This window comes from Rhodospirillaceae bacterium, from assembly GCA_018660465.1.
Classification (GTDB): Bacteria; Pseudomonadota; Alphaproteobacteria; order Rhodospirillales; family JABJKH01; genus JABJKH01.
The window spans coordinates 1-18,203 of record JABJKH010000112.1; the positions used below are offsets into that span (position 1 = coordinate 1).

At 53.6% G+C, this 18,203-nt stretch carries 21 protein-coding genes; 12 read left to right on the forward strand and 9 right to left on the reverse strand.

Annotation, left to right across the window (positions count from 1 at the left end):
* From ffh to HOM51_18620, 10 genes are all read left to right on the forward strand, one after another.
* The coding region (gene ffh, locus HOM51_18575) for a signal recognition particle protein (GenBank protein ID MBT5036521.1) at positions 1-1,230 on the forward strand (1,230 nt) is incomplete at its 5' end.
* A 50-nt stretch (positions 1,231-1,280) separates the two neighbouring features.
* The gene (rpsP, locus tag HOM51_18580) at positions 1,281-1,814 is read left to right on the forward strand and encodes a 30S ribosomal protein S16 (GenBank protein ID MBT5036522.1); all 534 of its coding nucleotides are present in this window, start codon (positions 1,281-1,283) and stop codon (positions 1,812-1,814) included.
* A gap of 20 nt (positions 1,815-1,834) precedes the next feature.
* The gene (gene rimM / locus HOM51_18585) at positions 1,835-2,353 is read left to right on the forward strand and encodes a ribosome maturation factor RimM (GenBank protein ID MBT5036523.1); all 519 of its coding nucleotides are present in this window, start codon (positions 1,835-1,837) and stop codon (positions 2,351-2,353) included.
* Complete coding sequence (gene trmD, locus HOM51_18590; protein MBT5036524.1) at positions 2,350-3,066, forward strand: tRNA (guanosine(37)-N1)-methyltransferase TrmD; 717 nt, start codon at positions 2,350-2,352, stop codon at positions 3,064-3,066. The genes rimM and trmD overlap by 4 nt, the downstream gene beginning before the upstream one ends.
* 61 nt (positions 3,067-3,127) lie before the next feature.
* On the forward strand, positions 3,128-3,634 hold the full coding sequence (gene rplS, locus HOM51_18595; protein ID MBT5036525.1) for a 50S ribosomal protein L19: 507 nt from the start codon (positions 3,128-3,130) through the stop codon (positions 3,632-3,634).
* Positions 3,635-3,711: 77 nt separating this feature from the next.
* Positions 3,712-5,118, forward strand: coding sequence for a 3-isopropylmalate dehydratase large subunit (gene leuC / locus HOM51_18600; GenBank protein ID MBT5036526.1), 1,407 nt, complete (start codon positions 3,712-3,714; stop codon positions 5,116-5,118).
* Between the two features lie 15 nt (positions 5,119-5,133).
* Positions 5,134-5,745, forward strand: a complete 612-nt coding sequence (gene leuD, locus HOM51_18605) for a 3-isopropylmalate dehydratase small subunit (protein MBT5036527.1) — start codon at positions 5,134-5,136, stop codon at positions 5,743-5,745.
* A gap of 38 nt (positions 5,746-5,783) precedes the next feature.
* Positions 5,784-6,899, forward strand: a complete 1,116-nt coding sequence (gene leuB / locus HOM51_18610; protein MBT5036528.1) for a 3-isopropylmalate dehydrogenase — start codon at positions 5,784-5,786, stop codon at positions 6,897-6,899.
* Positions 6,900-7,004: 105 nt separating this feature from the next.
* A complete protein-coding gene (locus HOM51_18615; GenBank protein MBT5036529.1) occupies positions 7,005-7,976 on the forward strand; it encodes a hypothetical protein in 972 nt (323 codons plus the stop codon).
* 117 nt (positions 7,977-8,093) lie between these two features.
* Positions 8,094-9,122: an aspartate-semialdehyde dehydrogenase gene (locus HOM51_18620; GenBank protein MBT5036530.1), complete on the forward strand. Its 1,029-nt coding sequence runs from the start codon at positions 8,094-8,096 to the stop codon at positions 9,120-9,122.
* Positions 9,123-9,131: 9 nt separating this feature from the next.
* Here HOM51_18620 and HOM51_18625 read toward each other — a convergent pair whose 3' ends face one another.
* A complete protein-coding gene (locus tag HOM51_18625) occupies positions 9,132-9,596 on the reverse strand; it encodes a response regulator (protein MBT5036531.1) in 465 nt (154 codons plus the stop codon).
* 102 nt (positions 9,597-9,698) lie between these two features.
* Positions 9,699-10,328: a response regulator gene (locus HOM51_18630; protein MBT5036532.1), complete on the reverse strand. Its 630-nt coding sequence runs from the start codon at positions 10,326-10,328 to the stop codon at positions 9,699-9,701.
* A gap of 217 nt (positions 10,329-10,545) precedes the next feature.
* Between HOM51_18630 and HOM51_18635 the strand changes: the two genes are divergently transcribed.
* A complete protein-coding gene (locus tag HOM51_18635) occupies positions 10,546-11,424 on the forward strand; it encodes a CoA ester lyase (GenBank protein ID MBT5036533.1) in 879 nt (292 codons plus the stop codon).
* 2 nt (positions 11,425-11,426) lie between these two features.
* Positions 11,427-12,647: a 2-methylfumaryl-CoA isomerase gene (locus HOM51_18640; GenBank protein ID MBT5036534.1), complete on the forward strand. Its 1,221-nt coding sequence runs from the start codon at positions 11,427-11,429 to the stop codon at positions 12,645-12,647.
* Here HOM51_18640 and ccmI read toward each other — a convergent pair.
* The 7 genes from ccmI to HOM51_18675 are packed head-to-tail and all read right to left on the reverse strand — an operon-like array spanning position 12,640 to position 18,199.
* On the reverse strand, positions 12,640-13,827 hold the full coding sequence (gene ccmI, locus HOM51_18645) for a c-type cytochrome biogenesis protein CcmI (GenBank protein ID MBT5036535.1): 1,188 nt from the start codon (positions 13,825-13,827) through the stop codon (positions 12,640-12,642). The two genes, HOM51_18640 and ccmI, sit on opposite strands and share 8 nt — an antisense overlap.
* Entirely contained in the window at positions 13,824-14,294 is a 471-nt protein-coding gene (locus tag HOM51_18650; GenBank protein ID MBT5036536.1) for a cytochrome c-type biogenesis protein CcmH, read from the reverse strand. Before HOM51_18650 ends, ccmI begins: the two co-directional genes overlap by 4 nt.
* Positions 14,291-14,854 carry a DsbE family thiol:disulfide interchange protein gene (locus HOM51_18655; protein ID MBT5036537.1) on the reverse strand — a complete coding sequence of 188 codons (564 nt, stop codon included), beginning with the start codon at positions 14,852-14,854 and terminating at the stop codon, positions 14,291-14,293. The genes HOM51_18650 and HOM51_18655 overlap by 4 nt, the downstream gene beginning before the upstream one ends.
* Positions 14,855-14,866: 12 nt before the next feature.
* Entirely contained in the window at positions 14,867-16,852 is a 1,986-nt protein-coding gene (locus HOM51_18660) for a heme lyase CcmF/NrfE family subunit (protein MBT5036538.1), read from the reverse strand.
* Positions 16,849-17,298, reverse strand: coding sequence for a cytochrome c maturation protein CcmE (gene ccmE / locus HOM51_18665; protein MBT5036539.1), 450 nt, complete (start codon positions 17,296-17,298; stop codon positions 16,849-16,851). Before ccmE ends, HOM51_18660 begins: the two co-directional genes overlap by 4 nt.
* A complete protein-coding gene (ccmD, locus tag HOM51_18670; GenBank protein ID MBT5036540.1) occupies positions 17,295-17,468 on the reverse strand; it encodes a heme exporter protein CcmD in 174 nt (57 codons plus the stop codon). The genes ccmE and ccmD overlap by 4 nt, the downstream gene beginning before the upstream one ends.
* On the reverse strand, positions 17,468-18,199 hold the full coding sequence (locus tag HOM51_18675) for a heme ABC transporter permease (GenBank protein ID MBT5036541.1): 732 nt from the start codon (positions 18,197-18,199) through the stop codon (positions 17,468-17,470). The genes ccmD and HOM51_18675 overlap by 1 nt, the downstream gene beginning before the upstream one ends.
* Between the last annotated feature and the right edge of the window lie 4 nt (positions 18,200-18,203).

Sequence of the window (18,203 nt, forward strand, 5' to 3'; positions counted from 1 at the left end):
AAAGACTTTGTTGCCGCCGTTCGTGAGCGTGCTGTTGGACACGAAGTTCTCAGCAGCGTGACGCCGGGCCAGATGATGATCAAGGTCGTCCACGATAACCTTGTTGACGTCTTGGGTGCCGGCGAAAACGAAATTAATTTGAACGGCACACCGCCAGTCGCCATCCTGATGGTTGGTTTACAGGGGTCCGGCAAGACCACCACCAGTGCCAAGTTGGCGCGTCGGCTGCAAATTCGTGACAAGAAAAAAGTTCTGATGGCATCGTTGGACATCTACCGTCCTGCCGCCCAGCAGCAGTTGGCCGTTCTTGGCGAACAAGCCGAGGTTGCGACCCTTCCCGTTGTGTTTGGTGAGCAGCCCTTGGCGATTGCCAATCGGGCGATGGATACAGGCCGCAAGGAAGGCTACGACGTTGTTGTCTTGGATACCGCCGGTCGTCTGCACATCGATCAGAAATTGATGGATGAAGTCGCTGCCGTTAGCGCCGCGACATCGCCAACCGAAACCTTGTTGGTGGCCGACGCCTTGACGGGTCAAGATGCAGTCAATGTCGCCAAGGAATTCCACGAGAAAGCTGGCGTCACCGGCATTGCCCTGACCCGGGTCGATGGTGATGCAAGAGGCGGTGCGGCGTTGTCCATGCGGTCGGTCACCGGGTGCCCGATTAAACTGATGGGCACCGGCGAAGGCCTGGACGCCATCGATAGCTTTCAGGCTGAACGGGTTGCCGGCAGCATCTTAGGCATGGGCGATGTGGTTGGGTTGGTTGAAAAGGCTGCCGAGCAGATCGACCAAGAAGAAGCCGAAGCCATGGCCAAGAAATTGATCAAAGGCCGCTTTACCCTGGACGACATGCTCCAGCAACTGGGCCAAATTAAGAAAATGGGCGATATGGAAGGCCTGCTTGGCATGCTGCCAGGGGTTGGCAAGATCAAGAACCAGCTTAAAGAAGCCAACGTTAACGACAAGATGATTGCCCGTCAGGAAGCGATCATCTTATCGATGACGCAGAAAGAACGAGAAAACTCGAAAATCTTGAACGGGTCGCGCAGACGGCGGATTGCTGCCGGTGCGGGCACCACGGTTCAAGAAGTCAACCGACTGCTTAAACAATATAAGCAGATGACGTTGATGATGAAGAAGATGGGTAAAAAAGGAAAACGCGGTCTGATGGGCGGCATGGGGGGAATGATGCCCGGCATGATGCCCCCTATGCCACCCATTAGATAAGACACTTAAATCAACCAAAAGATCGAACAGAGATAAGGAAACAGCAAAATATGTCTATTAGAATTCGGCTCTCCAGAGGTGGTGCTAAAAAACGTCCGTACTACCGCGTTGTCATTGCCGACAGCAGAAGCCCCCGCGACGGTCGCTATATCGAACGGGTCGGCACCTATGACCCGATGCTGCCGAAAGACAGCGGTCAGCGGGTGACCCTGAATGAAGAACGCATCAAATACTGGCTCGGCGTTGGTGCCCAGCCGTCCGATCGGGTGGCACGCTTCTTGGCTGATGCAAACATGGGTGAAAAGCCTGCAATCCCTGAGCAGACCAAACAGCACCTGCCCAAAGCCAAAGCGCAGGAACGCCTGAAGGAAGCAGAAGAAGCCGCCAACGCTCCGGCTGAAGAAGCGCCTGCTGAAGAGACTGCCGCTGAGGAAGCGCCTGCCGAAGAAGCGCCTGCCGAAGAAGCACCTGCCGAAGAAGCACCTGTGGAAGAAGCACCTGCGGAAGAGGCAGCTGCTGAGGAAGCGCCTGCTGAAGAAAAACCGGCGGAAGATGCTCCCGCTGAAGAAGCGGCAGCGAGCTAATTAGCGGCGTCGACGATAACTTGGTCCTGGTGGGCGTTATCACTGGGGTCCGAGGCTTAAAAGGTGAAGTCCGAATTAAAAGCTTCACCGCAGAGCCAAAGGATATCGCGACGTATGGTGAGCTTCTGAGTGAAACCGGCACTAAGACCTTCAAGGTCAAGGTGACCGGATCGGCAAAAGGCCAACTGCTGGCCCGGATTGGTGATGTAAATGACCGAACGGCAGCAGAAGCTTTAAAAGGAACCGAGCTTTTTGTCTCCAGGGACAAATTGCCGGATGCGGAAGAAGATGAATTCTACCATACAGACCTGATTGGTCTAACAGCGGTGGGATTGGATGGAAGCGACCTTGGAAAGGTCACGGCGGTTGAAGACCATGGTGCCGGCCCCTTTTTGGAGATCGAAGCGGAAGTAAGTTTTTTGGTGCCGTTTACCAAAGAGGTGGTGCCAGAAATATTAATCGGCGAGGGCCGAGTGGTGATAGATCCCCCGGACGGGTTGTTTGAACCAGGGGAACCAGAGGAAGAAGAGACGAAATGACGGCTAAAGCGCAGGAGGCCACGTGGAAGGCGACAGTGCTAACGTTGTTCCCGGAAATGTTTCCAGGACCGTTAGGCCATTCGCTCGCGGGTCAAGCGCTTGACGACGGTCGTTGGAGGCTGGAAACGGTGGACATTCGGGACTTTGCACGCGATAAACACCGCACTGTGGACGACACGCCTTTCGGCGGTGGCCCTGGGATGGTGATGCGACCCGACGTGGTAGACGCGGCGATTGGTGCGGCTAAAGATAAAGCGGATAACGTTCCGCTCATTTATCTGTCGCCCCGTGGTCGTCCGGCTGATCAGGAACGGGTCCGGGAACTGGCAGACGGTCCTGGTATGACTGTTCTGTGTGGCCGCTTTGAAGGGGTAGATGCCCGGGTCCTGGAGGCACATGACGTGGAAGAAATCAGCTTAGGCGATTTTGTCCTGTCCGGCGGCGAGCCCGCAGCGATTGCGCTGATTGATGCCTGTGTGCGCTTGCTGCCCGGTGTGATCGGCAGCGATAAGTCGCTGGAGGAAGAGAGTTTTAATCGGGGGTTATTGGAATATCCCCACTTTACCCGGCCCCAAAATTGGGATGGCCGGGCTGTGCCAGAGGTTCTTTTATCCGGGCACCACGAAAAAATTCGCGCGTGGCGATTGGCGGAAGCCGAAGCCGCGACAAGGAAACGGCGGCCCGATCTATGGAGCAGGTATACCGCTGAATAGAAATTTTGTTGCCGGGATTAATCTCCGGTGCAAAAACGGTTTAGATATAAGGAAGTGAACTATGAATATAATTGAAGAAATCGAAAAAGAACAACTGGCGAAACTCACCGGTGAACGGCCTGTGCCAGAATTTGCTGCAGGTGACACGGTTAAAGTGAACGTCAAGGTCGTCGAAGGGACCCGCGAGCGTATTCAGGTCTATGAAGGGGTTTGCATCGCGCGCAAAAACTCTGGGCTGAATTCTTCGTTTACGGTTCGTAAGCTGAGCTATGGCGAAGGTGTCGAGCGGGTCTTCCCGCTTTATTCCCCATCCATCGACAGCATTGATGTTGTACGCCGGGGTGATGTGCGCCGGGCGAAGCTATATTATCTTCGGGGCCGTACTGGTAAGTCTGCTCGGATCGCTGAGAAGACTGATGGTTATTCTGGTAAGCTGACCCAACAGGACCTAGCCACAGCGGCTGAAGCCAAGGCTCAGAGCAAGGGCAAGTCTTCGAAGGGTAAGAAGGGTAAGAAAAAAGCTGCGGCTAAAGAAGAAGCGGCGCCAGAAACTGCAGCTACAGAGTAGAGGTTCGAGGCGAGACTGCTCCTGATTTAAGGAGCGGTCCGCTTTTTCCATAAAGCAACAAGACAGGAGATTGCGGGATGACTAGTCCGCGGACAATGTTCGACAAAATTTGGGCCAGCCACTTGGTCGACGTACAAGATGACGGCACGTGCCTGTTATACATCGACCGCCACTTGGTTCATGAAGTCACCAGCCCACAGGCCTTTGAAGGCTTGACACTGGCCGGACGCAAAGTGCGTCGGACGGACCTGACATTGGCAGTCGCGGACCATAACGTTCCGACGACGGATCGCTCTGGTGGCATCACCGAAGAAGAATCCCGCATCCAAGTGGAAGAGCTTGTAAAGAATTGTAAGAAGTTTGGCGTTCAGCTGTTTGATATGAACGACATCCGCCAAGGCATTGTCCACATCATTGGCCCTGAACAAGGCTTCACCTTGCCGGGGTCAACCATCGTCTGTGGTGATTCCCATACCGCGACCCACGGCGCGTTCGGCGCGCTGGCGTTCGGCATTGGGACGTCTGAGTGCGAACACGTTCTGGCGACACAAACCTTGTTGCAGACCCCTGCCAAAAACATGCGGGTCACGGTCGACGGAGAATTACCTGTTGGTGTCACGGCGAAGGATTTGATCCTGGCAATCATCGGCACCATTGGGACTGCCGGTGGTACCGGGCACGTCATCGAATATGCGGGCGAAGCAGTTCGTAATTTGTCGATGGAAGGCCGTATGACCATGTGCAACATGACCATTGAGGGGGGCGCACGCGCGGGTCTGGTTGCGCCTGATGACAAGACATTCGAATACCTCAAAGGCCGCCCAATGTCGCCCAAGGGTGCAGAGTGGGAAGCTGCTGTGACCTATTGGAAGACTTTGGTATCTGACGAGGGTGCAAGCTACGACAAGGAAGTAACCTTGAATGCCGCTGATATCATTCCTTACGTCACCTGGGGTACCAGCCCGGAAGACGCGCTGCCGATCACGGGCGCTGTTCCCAACCCGGCAGATGAAGGCGACGATTTAAAGCGTGAGTCCATCGAACGGTCTTTGGAATACATGGGCTTGGATGCGGGCACACCGCTGAATGAAATCGCCGTGGATACGGTCTTTATCGGCTCCTGCACAAATGGTCGCATCGAAGATTTCCGCGCCGCAGCGGCGGTTGCCAAAGGAAAGAAAGTCGCCGATGGCGTCCGCGCCTTGGCAGTTCCGGGCTCCGGCTTGGTCAAGGAACAGGCAGAGGAAGAAGGCATTGATAAAATTCTTCTCGAAGCTGGTTTTGAATGGCGTGAGCCCGGATGCTCCATGTGCCTCGCCATGAATGAAGATAAATTGGAGCCGGAAGAAAGATGCGCATCCACTTCCAACCGTAACTTTAAAGGCCGCCAAGGTCGAGGCGGACGCACACATTTGGTCAGCCCCGCCATGGCTGCCGCAGCCGCCGTGACAGGTCATCTGACCGATGTCCGGGACTTAAGCTAGGAAAGGAGAGAAGCAATGGAAAAGTTTACCCAATTGACCGGAGTCGCAGCTCCTCTGAACATGATCAACGTCGACACCGACATGATCATCCCCAAGCAGTTCCTGAAAACCATCAAACGCACCGGTCTCGGCAAAAGTTTGTTTTTTGAGATGCGGTTTAACGATGATGGTTCAGAGATCGAAGATTTCGTACTGAATAAACCGGCCTACCGTGACGCAAAGATTATTGTCGCTGGTGATAATTTTGGCTGTGGGTCCAGTCGCGAGCATGCTCCTTGGGCCTTGTTGGATTTCGGCATCACCTGTGTGATCGCACCCGACTTCGCCGATATCTTTTACAACAACTCATTTAAGAACGGCGTCTTGCCGATCAAGTTGCCGCAGGAAGACGTGGACAAGTTGATGGAAGATGCCGAGCGTGGTGCCAATGCCACCATCACAGTGGATTTGGAAGCACAGACTATTACCGGTCCTGATGGCGGAACCATTTCGTTTGAGCTCGATCCGTTCAAAAAGAAATGCCTGTTGGAAGGCTTGGACGATATCGGCCTGACGATGAAAAAAGACGATGCCATCTCCAAATTCGAAGACGGCAAGAAGGCGTCAGAGCCCTGGTTAGCTGGCTAAACTTTTACAAACAAGAAAATTAAGAAAGGGTCAGCACCATGGCCGGAAATAAGAAACTTCTCATCCTACCCGGCGACGGCATTGGTCGTGAATGCATGGTCGAAGTCCGTCGCGTCATCGACTGGATGGACAAACGCCGCCATGTCTCTTTCGACATTCAAGAAGACGATGTCGGCGGTGCGGCCTATGATCGCTACGGCACCCCCTTGCATGACAACACCATGGCCGATGCCATGGGTGTGGATGCGGTTCTTCTTGGCGCTGTCGGGGGGCCTAAATGGGAAACCTTGCCCTTTGATATGCAGCCAGAACGCGGCCTGCTAAGGCTCCGCAAAGAAATGGACCTTTTCGCGAACTTACGTCCGGCCATCGTGTTTGATGCGTTGGCGGAGGCCTCGACCCTGAAACTCGAAATCGTCCAGGGTCTCGACATCATGATCGTTCGTGAACTCACCAGCGGCATGTACTTCGGTCAACCCCGCGGCGTTGAGGATGATCCTGAAGGCGGCGGACGGGTTGGCATCAACACTCACCGATACACCACAAATGAAATTCGTCGGGTCGTTCGGATCGCCTGTGAACTGGCTGAAAAGCGCAACAACAAAGTGACGTCGTGCGAAAAAGCCAACGTCATGGAAGCAGGTGTGCTGTGGCGCGAAGAAGCCGAACACGTCCACAAAACCGAATTCCCGAATGTGGAATTCGAAAACATGTACGCCGATAACGCGGCCATGCAGTTGGTCCGCAATCCCAAACAGTTCGACGTGATTGTAACTGACAATCTGTTCGGTGATATCCTGTCTGACGAAGCATCGATGTGTACGGGTTCTCTCGGCATGTTGCCATCGGCCAGCTTGGGCGAAGCCGACGAAAGCGGGCGTCGCCGGGCCATGTTTGAGCCAGTCCACGGCTCCGCCCCCGACATCGCCGGTACAGGTGCTGCCAATCCGCTGGCGACCTTGCTGAGTTATGCCATGTGCCTGCGCTATTCCTTCGACATGGGTGAAGACGCTGACATGATTGAGCAGGCGGTTAAGAACGTCCTCGATGGTGGCATGCGCACCGCAGACATCATGCAGCCCGGCAAGGCCAAGGTCTCCACCGAAGTCATGGGCGAAACCCTAATTGGTGAATTGGATAAGTTGGCGGCATAGCTTGAATAATTTGCGTAAATGATGAAAAAGGGTGGACTTGGCAGTCCACCCTTTTTTTGCCGTAATATTCGCTATTCTATGAGGCTTCACAGTAAAAACGCTAAAATGATGAAACTTGAACGCCCCATATTTATCTGCGCCGCCTTGCTTTTAATCGTCTCGGCCAGCGCTTTTTTACCAACCAACAATTTGATCATCGACCTGTTGTCGCATTTCCGCTTCCAATATTTTGGCGCTGCAATCATAGGATTTGTTACCTGCCTCTTGATTATGTGCATGGGGACACGTGCCAAGTGGGCAACCAATATGTTCTTAGGTGCAGCCGTTATAAATGGCTTGGTATTGTGGTCTTACTTGCCGACCGGTGGTGCCCAAGCTTCGACGAGAGGGTCTTTTAAAGTTGCAGTGGCAAACATCCTTACGGCAAACCGCGACCATAACGCCGTTCTTTCCTTCGCCCGAAAAGAGAACCCAGATCTTTTAGTCCTTATCGAGACCAACGACCGCTGGGTTCAGGCCATGAGCCCCCTGAACGAAATTTATCCCTATAAACTGTTTGTATCTCGCGCCCAACATTTCGGAATGATGGTTTTTTCTAAAAATTCTATAAAAGCCGCAGAAACCCGCTACTTCCTAAAGAATCAGAACATTCCAAGTCTGCTTTTTGAGTTATCGATTAAGGGCCAGACTTATCATATTGCTGCAATTCACGCGTTACCGCCCGTTGGTATAGAGAGACTTCGACTCAGAAACGCCCATTTACAGGCCGTTGCAAATTGGGTCTCAAGCCGGCCCGGCCCAACCCTGGTCGCAGGTGATTTAAACACCACACCATTTTCCCACGCATACAAACAATTTTTAGAAACTGCTGGGTTGAATGATCCTCGGAAAAACCGAGGTTTTTTGCCAACATGGGGACCCTTTTCGCCCTCGCAATTACGGATTCCAATTGATCATATCCTACCTACATCTGGGCTGGATATTACATCCCTCACTGTCGGGCCTGATATTGGCAGTGATCATCGGCCTCTTGTCGCCGTCATAAAACCAACGTCACCACCCCAGATTCAGAAATAACTCCCTTGTCCAAAGAGAGTTAGGCTGATAAAAATCCGCCCCGCTGGAAAATCTGTTAAAATCAGAGTCTATGTTGTTATCAGGCGTTCCTGATGTCTGGTGCTTGAAGGAGTTGTTATGGGATACAAAGTTGCGGTAGTCGGTGCCACGGGGAACGTGGGACGTGAACTGCTGAACACACTGAGTGAACGAGAATTTCCTGCCGATGAAGTGGTGGCACTTGCCTCTGCGCGGTCGGTTGGCAAAGAAGTATCCTGTGGCGATGACGACCTAAAGGTCCAAAACCTTGCTGACTATGATTTCACCGGCACCGATATTGTGCTGTCTTCACCGGGGGCCAAGGTATCCGCTGAATTCTGCCCCAAGGCCGCCAAAGCCGGGGCTGTGATCATTGACAACACATCTCAGTTCCGTATGGACCCGGATGTGCCGTTGGTTGTACCCGAAGTTAATCCCGGCGCTATTGCCGGCTACACCAAGCGCGGCATTATTGCCAACCCGAATTGTTCGACCATTCAGATGGTGGTAGCGCTAAAGCCGCTGCACGATCTGGCATCGATTAAGCGCGTGGTGGTTTCGACCTATCAGTCCACGTCCGGTAGTGGTAAAGACGCCATGGATGAACTGTTTAATCAGACCAAGGGCATTTTCGTAAACCAACCGGCGCACGACAATCAAGAAATTTTTCCAAAGCAGATCGCGTTTAATTGCATTCCCCACATCGACATCTTCATGGATGATGGCTCGACCAAGGAAGAATGGAAGATGTCGGCAGAGACCAAGAAAATTCTCGACCCGGCGATAGATTTGACGGCAACCTGTGTGCGTGTTCCAACATTTATTGGCCATGCCGAAGCGATCAACATCGAATTTGCAAAGCCGATTTCTGAAGAGGAAGCCCGCGACGCGTTGAAAAATACGCCTGGCGTCGTTGTTGTGGATCACCGCGCGGATGAAGGCTACGTGACCCCGGTTGAGTGCGCTGGTGAAGACGCGGTCTACGTTAGTCGCATCCGGAAAGACCCGACGATTAAGAACGGGCTTAACATTTGGGTGGTGGCGGACAACCTGCGCAAAGGTGCCGCACTCAACACCATCCAAATTGCTGAAGAGCTGATTGCAAGCTACCTACAGAAGGCGGCTTAAGAAGCTGGATTACGGATGGGCTGCGGCGCAAGGTGCGACGCTGGCCTGTCCCAAACCCATCTTCCCGGTGACCTGGGCTAGCACGTGATAAAGCGCTGTCGGATCGATAGGCTTGGTCAGGTATTCGTCAACGCCTGCATCCATGGCTGAACGAATAGCACTCTCCCCTGTACGAGCAGAAACCATCACAACAGGTATATTCACGCTAGAAGGCTGGGTCATCCGAAGTTCAGACACGAACGTCAAACCGTTCATGGGCTTCATGTCCCAATCAGTAATAATCACGTTCGGGCGAAAATACAGGCGCGCAGTTTCCAAGGCTTCTTCGCCGTCAGACGCATGGCAAATTTGGGTGATGCCAAAGGCTCGGAGAACACGCTCCATCATTCGGCGGGTAAGCTCGTTGTCATCGACGAGAAGGACACGAAGGTCCTCCAACCCGGTGGGCGGAAAATTTGATCGAATATAAGTCACGGTACTGTCTCTCTATTCTAAAGATTTAGCCTCGTTCTGAGGCCGCGGTAAAACCGCAGAGTTATACTCTAGAGCGATTCAGTTAATGGATTGCTAAGAATTCTATTGCGCGAGAAGTTCGGACACCTGATCGGTGGTCAGGCTTTGGCTTTGGTCAGGGGCTGCTTCGCCGCGCCGGTCTGAAATTCCAACATCAATTGTGCGGCGACGGCGATCAGGACCAAAAAAACTGCCTGCCCTGATAAATTTCCGAGGCTTGTTGATGAGCGAATCAATTCGGCTAAACAGCGATTTAACAGAGATCGGTTTGACCACGAATTCATTCACACCAGCATCCCTGGCTTGCAGAATACGGCTCACTTCAGAATGTCCAGAAAGCATAATGATGGGCAAAAACGGATTGGCGCTATCGGGTGCAGTGCGAATCATTTGAACCAACTCAATGCCGTCCAGTGGCTTCATTTCCCAATCTACAATGGCGATATCAGGAGTAAAGCCGCTCTGCAAAATTTTTAGCGCTTCCGCACCGTCTGCCGCTTCACGGAAATAACGCGCGTCGAGAGAATTCAAAACGTTCTTAACAATCGACCGCATGAAGGCATTATCATCGACGATTAAAAACTTGAGGTTTTCAAGATAGCCAGGTGCCTTATCCGCCGCGCTAGGGACGGTTAATCCCTTACTCAGTTGGTTCTTCTCTGTCGGTTGCTGCTCGGTATTAACGAAGTTCATTTGTAAACCGTTTTAAGTTTAGGCCCCGCCCCAAATGCGCTTGGGAGACTACTAAGGAAGCATGCCTAGGTTTAACAATTCGTTATGGGAAATGTCGCTTTATCCGGCATATTTTCAGACCCCCAACCCCTTGTGGTAGCTTTGGAATTGAGCCCCAAGGACTTGTAGGTTACCCTGCAAAAAAAATTTCGTTCGTGGCTAATAAAGGAGCCTAATTATGACCAACTCATCCCGTCCTCGTCGCAGTGTCCTCTATATGCCCGGCTCAAACGCCCGCGCTCTGGATAAGGGCCGAACCCTACCGGCAGACGCGTTGGTCATTGATTTGGAAGATTCAGTCGCACCAGACGCCAAAGCCGATGCCCGCCAACAGATTGTCGCGGCATTAGGCGAGGGCGGCTACGGTGGACGAGAACTGGCGGTTCGGGTCAACGCCCTGACCACGCCTTGGGGCTTCGATGATATTGCAACTATTTCAGGTACTAATGCCGATGCCATTCTGATCCCCAAAGTCGACAGCGCCGAAGCCGTACACCAGGCAGCAAACATCATGGACAGCGTCGGCGCGCCTGAGACCATGGCAATCTGGTGCATGATGGAAACCCCGCGGGCGATCCTGCATGCCGAAGAAATTGCGGACTCACACCCGCGCATGGGCGCGTTCGTGATGGGCACGTCTGACCTGGCCAAAGACCTGGGCGCTGCGCACACGGAAATGCGGCTGCCATTCATGACAACCCTCAACATGTGCGTTCTCGCAGCACGGGCGGCGGGGTTGGCTGTGCTTGATGGCGTACATCTGGACCTAAACGATGACGACGGTTTTCGCACGTCCTGTATTCAAGGTCGGGAATTAGGCTTCGATGGCAAGACTCTGATTCATCCCAAGACCATCGCCGCCGCCAACGAAGTATTTGGTCCCAGCGAAGATGAACTGGCTTGGTCCCACAAAATCATTGAGGCCCACGCCGGTGCTTTGAAAGAAGGCAAGGGAGTCGTCGTGGTCGAAGGTAAGCTCGTCGAAAACCTGCACGTCGAAAGTGCTAAGCAGTTGGTTGCGATGGCGGAAGCAATCAACGAGCTGGAAGCCAGTTAACAATGACCGCCCTGCTGTCGGATCTGAAAATCGTCGAAGCCACAGCATTTATTGCGGCCCCCTATGCTGGGCTAACCCTGGCGCAAATGGGAGCCGACGTCATTCGCATTGATCCCATCGGCGGTGGACTCGATTACAACCGCTGGCCGCTGACGGAGAACGGGCGAAGTTTGTATTGGGCAGGACTGAATAAAGGTAAGCGATCAGTCACTCTGAATGTGCGCGACCCGGAAGGCCAAGAAATCGCCCACGCCCTAATGACCCGGTCGGACCCAGGTGCGGGGATTGTGCTCAGCAACTTGCCTGCTCGGGGATGGCTCGACTTTGAAACCCTGAAAGTTAAACGTAACGATCTGATCATGGTGAGCCTGTCCGGTAATCGGGATGGCTCGGTGGCGCTTGATTACACGGTCAACGCTGCTGCTGGATTTCCGTCAATCACCGGTCCCATAGATCACAATCAACCGGTGAACAGCGTTCTGCCAGCCTGGGACCTCATCGCAGGACTACAAGCGGTCAATGGCTTGATGGCAGCGGAACGTCATCGCAGAGACACCGGCGACGGACAGTTCGTGAAACTGGCTTTATCAGATGCTCCATTCCATGTGTTGAGCGCATTGGGATTTATTGGTGAAGTTCAAATCAATAACGCCGAACGTCCGAAAACCGGCAATCATGTCTACGGCACGTTTTCTCATGACTTTGAAACCAAAGACAACCGACGGGTCGTTGTCACCGCCTTTACGCCGCGCCATTGGAGCGTGCTCGTCGAGGCCGTGGGGATTGCCAAGGAAGTCGCCCTATTGGAAGCAGCTAACGGGTGGGACCTGAAAGACGAAGCCGATAGATGGGCAGGGCGAGACGAGATCGTCGCCTTGATCAAACCTTGGGTCAATTTGCGTACTCTTCAAGATATCAGAGAAACTTTTGATGAAGCTGGTGTTTGCTGGGGACCCTACCAATCTTTTTCTCAAGTGGTTGAGGAAGACCCCAGGGTCTCAGATAACAACCCAATGTTCGAAAACGTTCTCAATCCGGGGATTGGCAAAGTCCTGACGGCGGGAAGCCCGATAGATTTTTCTGGCGCGGAACGAACTTCCCCCGGCGGAGCACCCATTTTAGGGGAACATACAGAGCAGGTGTTGGCGGAGGAGTTGGGATTATTAGACCCCCAAATTGGCGCCTTAATTGAGAAAGGCATTGCGGGCGTACCCGCTACTTAACCGCCGCCGCCCGTTCTCGTGCCTTCTTCGCTTTTTCTTTTTCACCCAGCACCTCGTACGCCCGCGCGAGACGCATCCATCCCTGCTTGTCGTTGGGATTTTCTTCCAAACGATCGGCCAAGCGCTGAACCATCGACCGGATCATTGCTTGACGATCCTCCGACGACATTTCCTGTGCGGCCTTCATGTCTTCTTGGGTGGGGCCTGGAGTTGAACTGGGAGCTGCCGCAGTGGCAGGGGGCATTTTTGGTTGGGGTGGTGGGGCCGGTCTAACTTTGGCAAACGCAAGCGCTGCCTTAGAAGGCTTAATCGTACCGGGATCCACTTTGCCGGATCGACCTGCCTTGGCAATTTGACTGCGGACTTGTTCGATCCACGGTGCACCCGGCGGAGAAACCGCGATCAAGTCGGTCCATTGTTGCATGGCGTCTCGGAAATTTCCTTGCTGCGCTTGATCCAAGCCTAAATAAAACCGCGCTTTGACATTATAAGGATCATCGCTCAGAACTTGGAAAAAAGTCAGCCGAGCCTCTGCCGGCACCGCATTGTCCGCTGCGATCGCCAACGCTTCAGCATAATCGGCCATAACATCAGGTCGGTTGCCGCCCAAGTCTATGGCACGTTTAAATGCCTCGGCCGCGTCGTTTGGTCGTTCCATCGACATGTAGGACCGACCTAGCAAAATCCAGCCTTGCATGTCGTTGGGATTGGTTTTCAAACGTTCCGCAAGACTGGTAACAACGCTGCCCAATCCCCCATCTTGCGTGGGGCCGGGCGCGCTGCTTGCCGTCTGTTGCGGAACATTGCGGGAGGCGAAGGGGACGTCCGGTTGGTTCGGGGAACCCAGCCACAGATATCCCGCAATCGCGCTAACTGAGACAAACGCGCCGATGCCGATCATCACTCCGCGGCCACCTTCCTGAGCAGCATCGGTTTGATTTGACGGAATGATCGCCAGCATGCGGCGTTTGATTTCGGTGCGAGCGGCAACGGCTTCGGCGTCGCTAACAAGGCCCCGCTCCAGATCTTTGTCGACCTCGCTCAATTGGTCTTTGTAGACGTTCAGATCGTAATCTTCGCGCGGCGCGGCGCCTGCCTGACGGCGAAATGCCATCGGCACCAACAACACGGCGACAATTCCCGCCGTCAGCATGACGATCATCATCCAAAGCGCCATCATGCGTCATCATCCTTCAAAAGTGCATTTACGCGTTTTTCTTCGTCAGTGCTCAATGCCGGGGCTCCGGCCTCGGTCACAACTTGTGTACGTTTACGGAACATGACGCCCAAGGTAATTAAACCAATTAGAAAAAAAACAAATGGCCCAATCCACAAAACCAAGGTGCTGGTTTTGAATGGCGGGTTCAGCAAGACAAAATCGCCGTAGCGGGAAACCACGTAGTCCATCACTTGCTCATTGCTATCGCCCGAGACCAAGCGTTCTCGCACCAGAACTCGGAGGTCGCGGGCCAAGGTCGCGTCGGAATCGTCAATCGATTGGTTCTGACACACCAAGCACCGAAGTCCCTTACTGATGTCCCGTGCCCGTTCTTCAAGTGCTGGATCCTTCAAGATTTCGCTGGGCAGCACAGCAAATGCAGGCATTGCCATTAGGCTCAACATCAAACTCAACAGCAACGCCCTCATGACTTGGCTCCTGCCTTTTGTTTTATCGTCTGGCGGAGCTTTTGGATGATTGGCCATATTGTTTCATCCCAACTTTGTTGCGAAAGCGGACCTATATATTTATATCGGATCACGCCTTCAGCATCGATAAGAAAGGTCTCCGGCGCGCCCGTCACTCCAAAAGCAATCGCACCCTTTGAACGGGGGTCATCCCCAATCAGCGTATAAGGGTCGCCATATTTTTTCAGCCATGCGGGGCCAGCCGTACGATTAACTTCGCGCCAATCAATGGCATGGACTGGAACCAGTTTCTGTTTCGCCAGCTTCATCAAAAACGGATGTTCAACCTGGCACGCGACGCACCAGGACCCAAAGACATTGACCAGCGACACCTCGCCTTTCAAATCTTTACTGGAAAAGCCGCGATCACGTCCCTGAATGGCTACCAGATCAAATTCCGGCACTGGCGTGTTGATCAAAACAGAGGGCAGTTTGCGCGGGTCTTTCGTCAAGCCGACAGCAAAATAAATGGCCAAGACCATAAACACACCGAGCGGAAGAAGGTACACAAGCCGTTTCATTTTCGGGTCAACCTATTCCGCCGCCACGGGTGCCGCACCCGCCTGCCTGCGGGTCGGGGCGCCAATTCGATAGCGCCGGTCGGTCAAACTTAAAAAGCCGCCGAACATCATCAGAAGACCACCCATCCACATCCAGATCACCAACGGATTGAAATATATTCGCGTGACAAAACCACCGTCGGTTCCCTGGGGGTCACCGACAACGGCGTACAGGTCGCCCCATAGAGTACTATGGATGGCGGCCTCTGTGGTTGGCATGTTTTGCACAGGATAAAAACGTTTCTCAGGCTCCATCGCGGTGAACACTTTGCCGTCCTTGCTCACAATAAACAGGCCGCGACGGGCTGTGTAGTTGGGACCGGGGTGCTCGGTGGCTCCCTTGAATTCGTATTCGTAGCCGCCGACGGTAACCTTGTCGCCGGGCTTCATCACTTGAACGCTTTCGATTTTCCAAGCACCCGCACCCGTTACACCGGCAATGGCGATGGCAATTCCCAGATGTGCAAGGGTCATGCCCCACGTCGCCCTGGGTGTGCGACGAAGTCGCGACAGGCTTTCAGCACCTGGCACTCTGAATAACTTAATCTGATCCGCAAACGACACCAGCGTGCCAACGCCCAGCCAGGTTGCAAGTGCCACCCCAACCAAGCCCATGAACGGGCCGTCTGTAATCAGGATCCAGGTTGCCACAACCATCGCCAACATGGCAGCTGCTGCGATCCACAAACGTTTCAATGCAGGACCAAGGTCAGCCCGCTTCCATGACAACAGAGGCCCCACCGCCATGGCCGCGATCATCGGTATCATCAGTGGGATGAAGACCGCATTAAAGAAGGGGGCGCCTACTGATACCTTGCCGCCGCCAATGGCATCCAGGAAGAGGGGATACAACGTTCCCAAGAGCACTGCCGCCGCTGCGACAGTCATAATTAAATTATTGAGCAGCAACCCACCTTCGCGAGAGATCGGCTGAAACAGGACTTCGCTCTTCAACTGCGGACCGCGCCACGCAAATAGCGCGAATGAGCCGCCAATCACGATGATCAGCAACAACAGGATAAACACACCCCGTTCCGGGTCCGTCGCGAAAGCATGCACCGATGTCAGCACACCTGAGCGCACCAGGAAGGTTCCCAAAAGGCTGAAAGAAAAGGCGACGATGGCCAGGAACACCGTCCAGGTCTTCATGGCATTACGTTTTTCAACAACGATGGACGAATGCAGTAACGCGGTCCCCGCCAACCAGGGCATGAACGAGGCATTTTCCACTGGGTCCCAGAACCAAAATCCGCCCCAGCCCAATTCGTAATACGCCCACCATGATCCAAGCGCGATGCCGCCGGTCAGAAAACACCACGCCGCCATGGTCCAAGGCCGAACCCAGCGCGCCCAAGCCGCATCGACCCGGCCTTCAATCAAAGCCGCAATCGCAAACGAGAACGCCATCGAGAAGCCGACATAGCCCAGGTACAGCATCGGCGGATGGATGGCCAAGCCGAAGTCTTGCAAAAGCGGGTTCAAATCATTGCCGTTTATCGGCGGCGGAATAACCCTCTCAAACGGGTTCGACGTCAGCAATAAAAACAAATAAAACCCAACCGCAATCAATGCCTGCACGGCCAAGGCACGGGCGCGCAGGCCTGGCGGTAAGTTGCTGCCAAAGAAAGCCACCGCAGAGCCGAAGATGCTCAAGATCAGAACCCACAACAGCATTGAGCCTTCGTGGTTTCCCCAAACGCCGGAAATTTTATAGATCAGCGGTTTGTCGGTATGTGAATTCTGGGCGACCGTGATAACCGAAAAATCAGATGTCACGAACGCATAGGTCAGGCATAAGAATGATAACGCTACCAGCAGGAACTGGGCAATGGCCGCCGGACGACATAGCGCCATCCAGACTTCGTTGTTGCGAGCCGCCCCAACCATCGGCACGCTCGCCTGAACCATTGCGACCACCAGGGCCAGGACCAACGCGAAATGTCCGACTTCAGCGATCATTTTTTGCTCTCCTTAACGTTACCTTGCCATTGCCCCGACTTTTTCAGCGCATCGGCGACTTCTGGCGGCATGTAGTTTTCATCGTGCTTGGCCAGCACTTCGTCGGCCTTGAACACCCCATCGGTCAGGCGTCCTTCAGCAACCACCCCTTGGCCTTCGCGAAATAGATCCGGAAGAATGCCTTTATAGGTAACCGCTATTGTGTTGGTGAGATCGGTCACTTGGAAACTAACCACCGCATCGTCGCCATTTTTAACGCTGCCTTCCTTAACCAAGCCGCCAATGCGCATGCGACGGTCTGTCGGTACTTTCTTTTCAACAATATCCGTTGGGCTGTGGAAGAAAACAATGTTCTCTTCAAATGCCACTAGCATCAAGGCGACCGCAGATGCGAGCAAAACTCCAGCAACAAAAACGAAGGTCAGGCGCTTATGTTTAGGCTTCAAGACATATCCTTTCGGGCAGGCATTTCTGCCTCCAGTGCGGTTAAAGTCGCTTGGGTTGTGTTTAACTGACGTCGGCTCACCACCAACAATCCCACCAGCAACACCGCACTAACGATGAAACAAGGCCAAATAAAGGCAGCATATCCACCCATGTCTAGAAATTCTTGCATCAGCTGCCTGCCTGTTCATGCACTTGCCGCATCCGGAGCGCCCGGAGGCGGGTTTCCATAATATCAGTGCGCATCCGTATAAAGAGGACCCACACATAATAAGTGGTGTACGCCGCGATCATCAACAAGAGGGGCCAGAGCATACTCGTATCAATTGTTGGCCCGCCTGCCCGAATAACACTGGCCGGTTGATGCAACGTGTTCCACCACTCGACGGAAAATTTGATAATTGGGATATTCACGGAGCCGACTAATACCAAAATTGCGGATGCGGTTGTGCCTCTTCCGGGATCATCGAAAGCATTATTCAGCGCCATATAGCCAATATATAAAAAGAACAGCACCAGCATTGACGTCAGTCGCGCATCCCAGACCCAATAGGTTCCCCACATCGGCTTACCCCAAAGCGAGCCCGTTAACAGCGCCAGAAATGTAAATATTGCGCCGATCGGGGCACTGCTTTTTGTCATCACATGGGCCAGTGGGTGCTTCCAAATCAAGCCAACCGCCGCCCCAACCGCCATGCCGACATAGCACGACAGCGCAATCCAAGCCGCCGGCACGTGCACATACATGATTCGAACGGTCTCACTTTGTTGGTAATCCGCAGGCGATACAAACAGCCCAAGATAAAGCCCGGCGCCTGCAAGTAGAATTGTAATCCCAGCCAACCACGGTGTGACGCGCGCACTCATCCGCATGAACCGAGCCGGATTGGCGTAGCGGTGCAAGAGG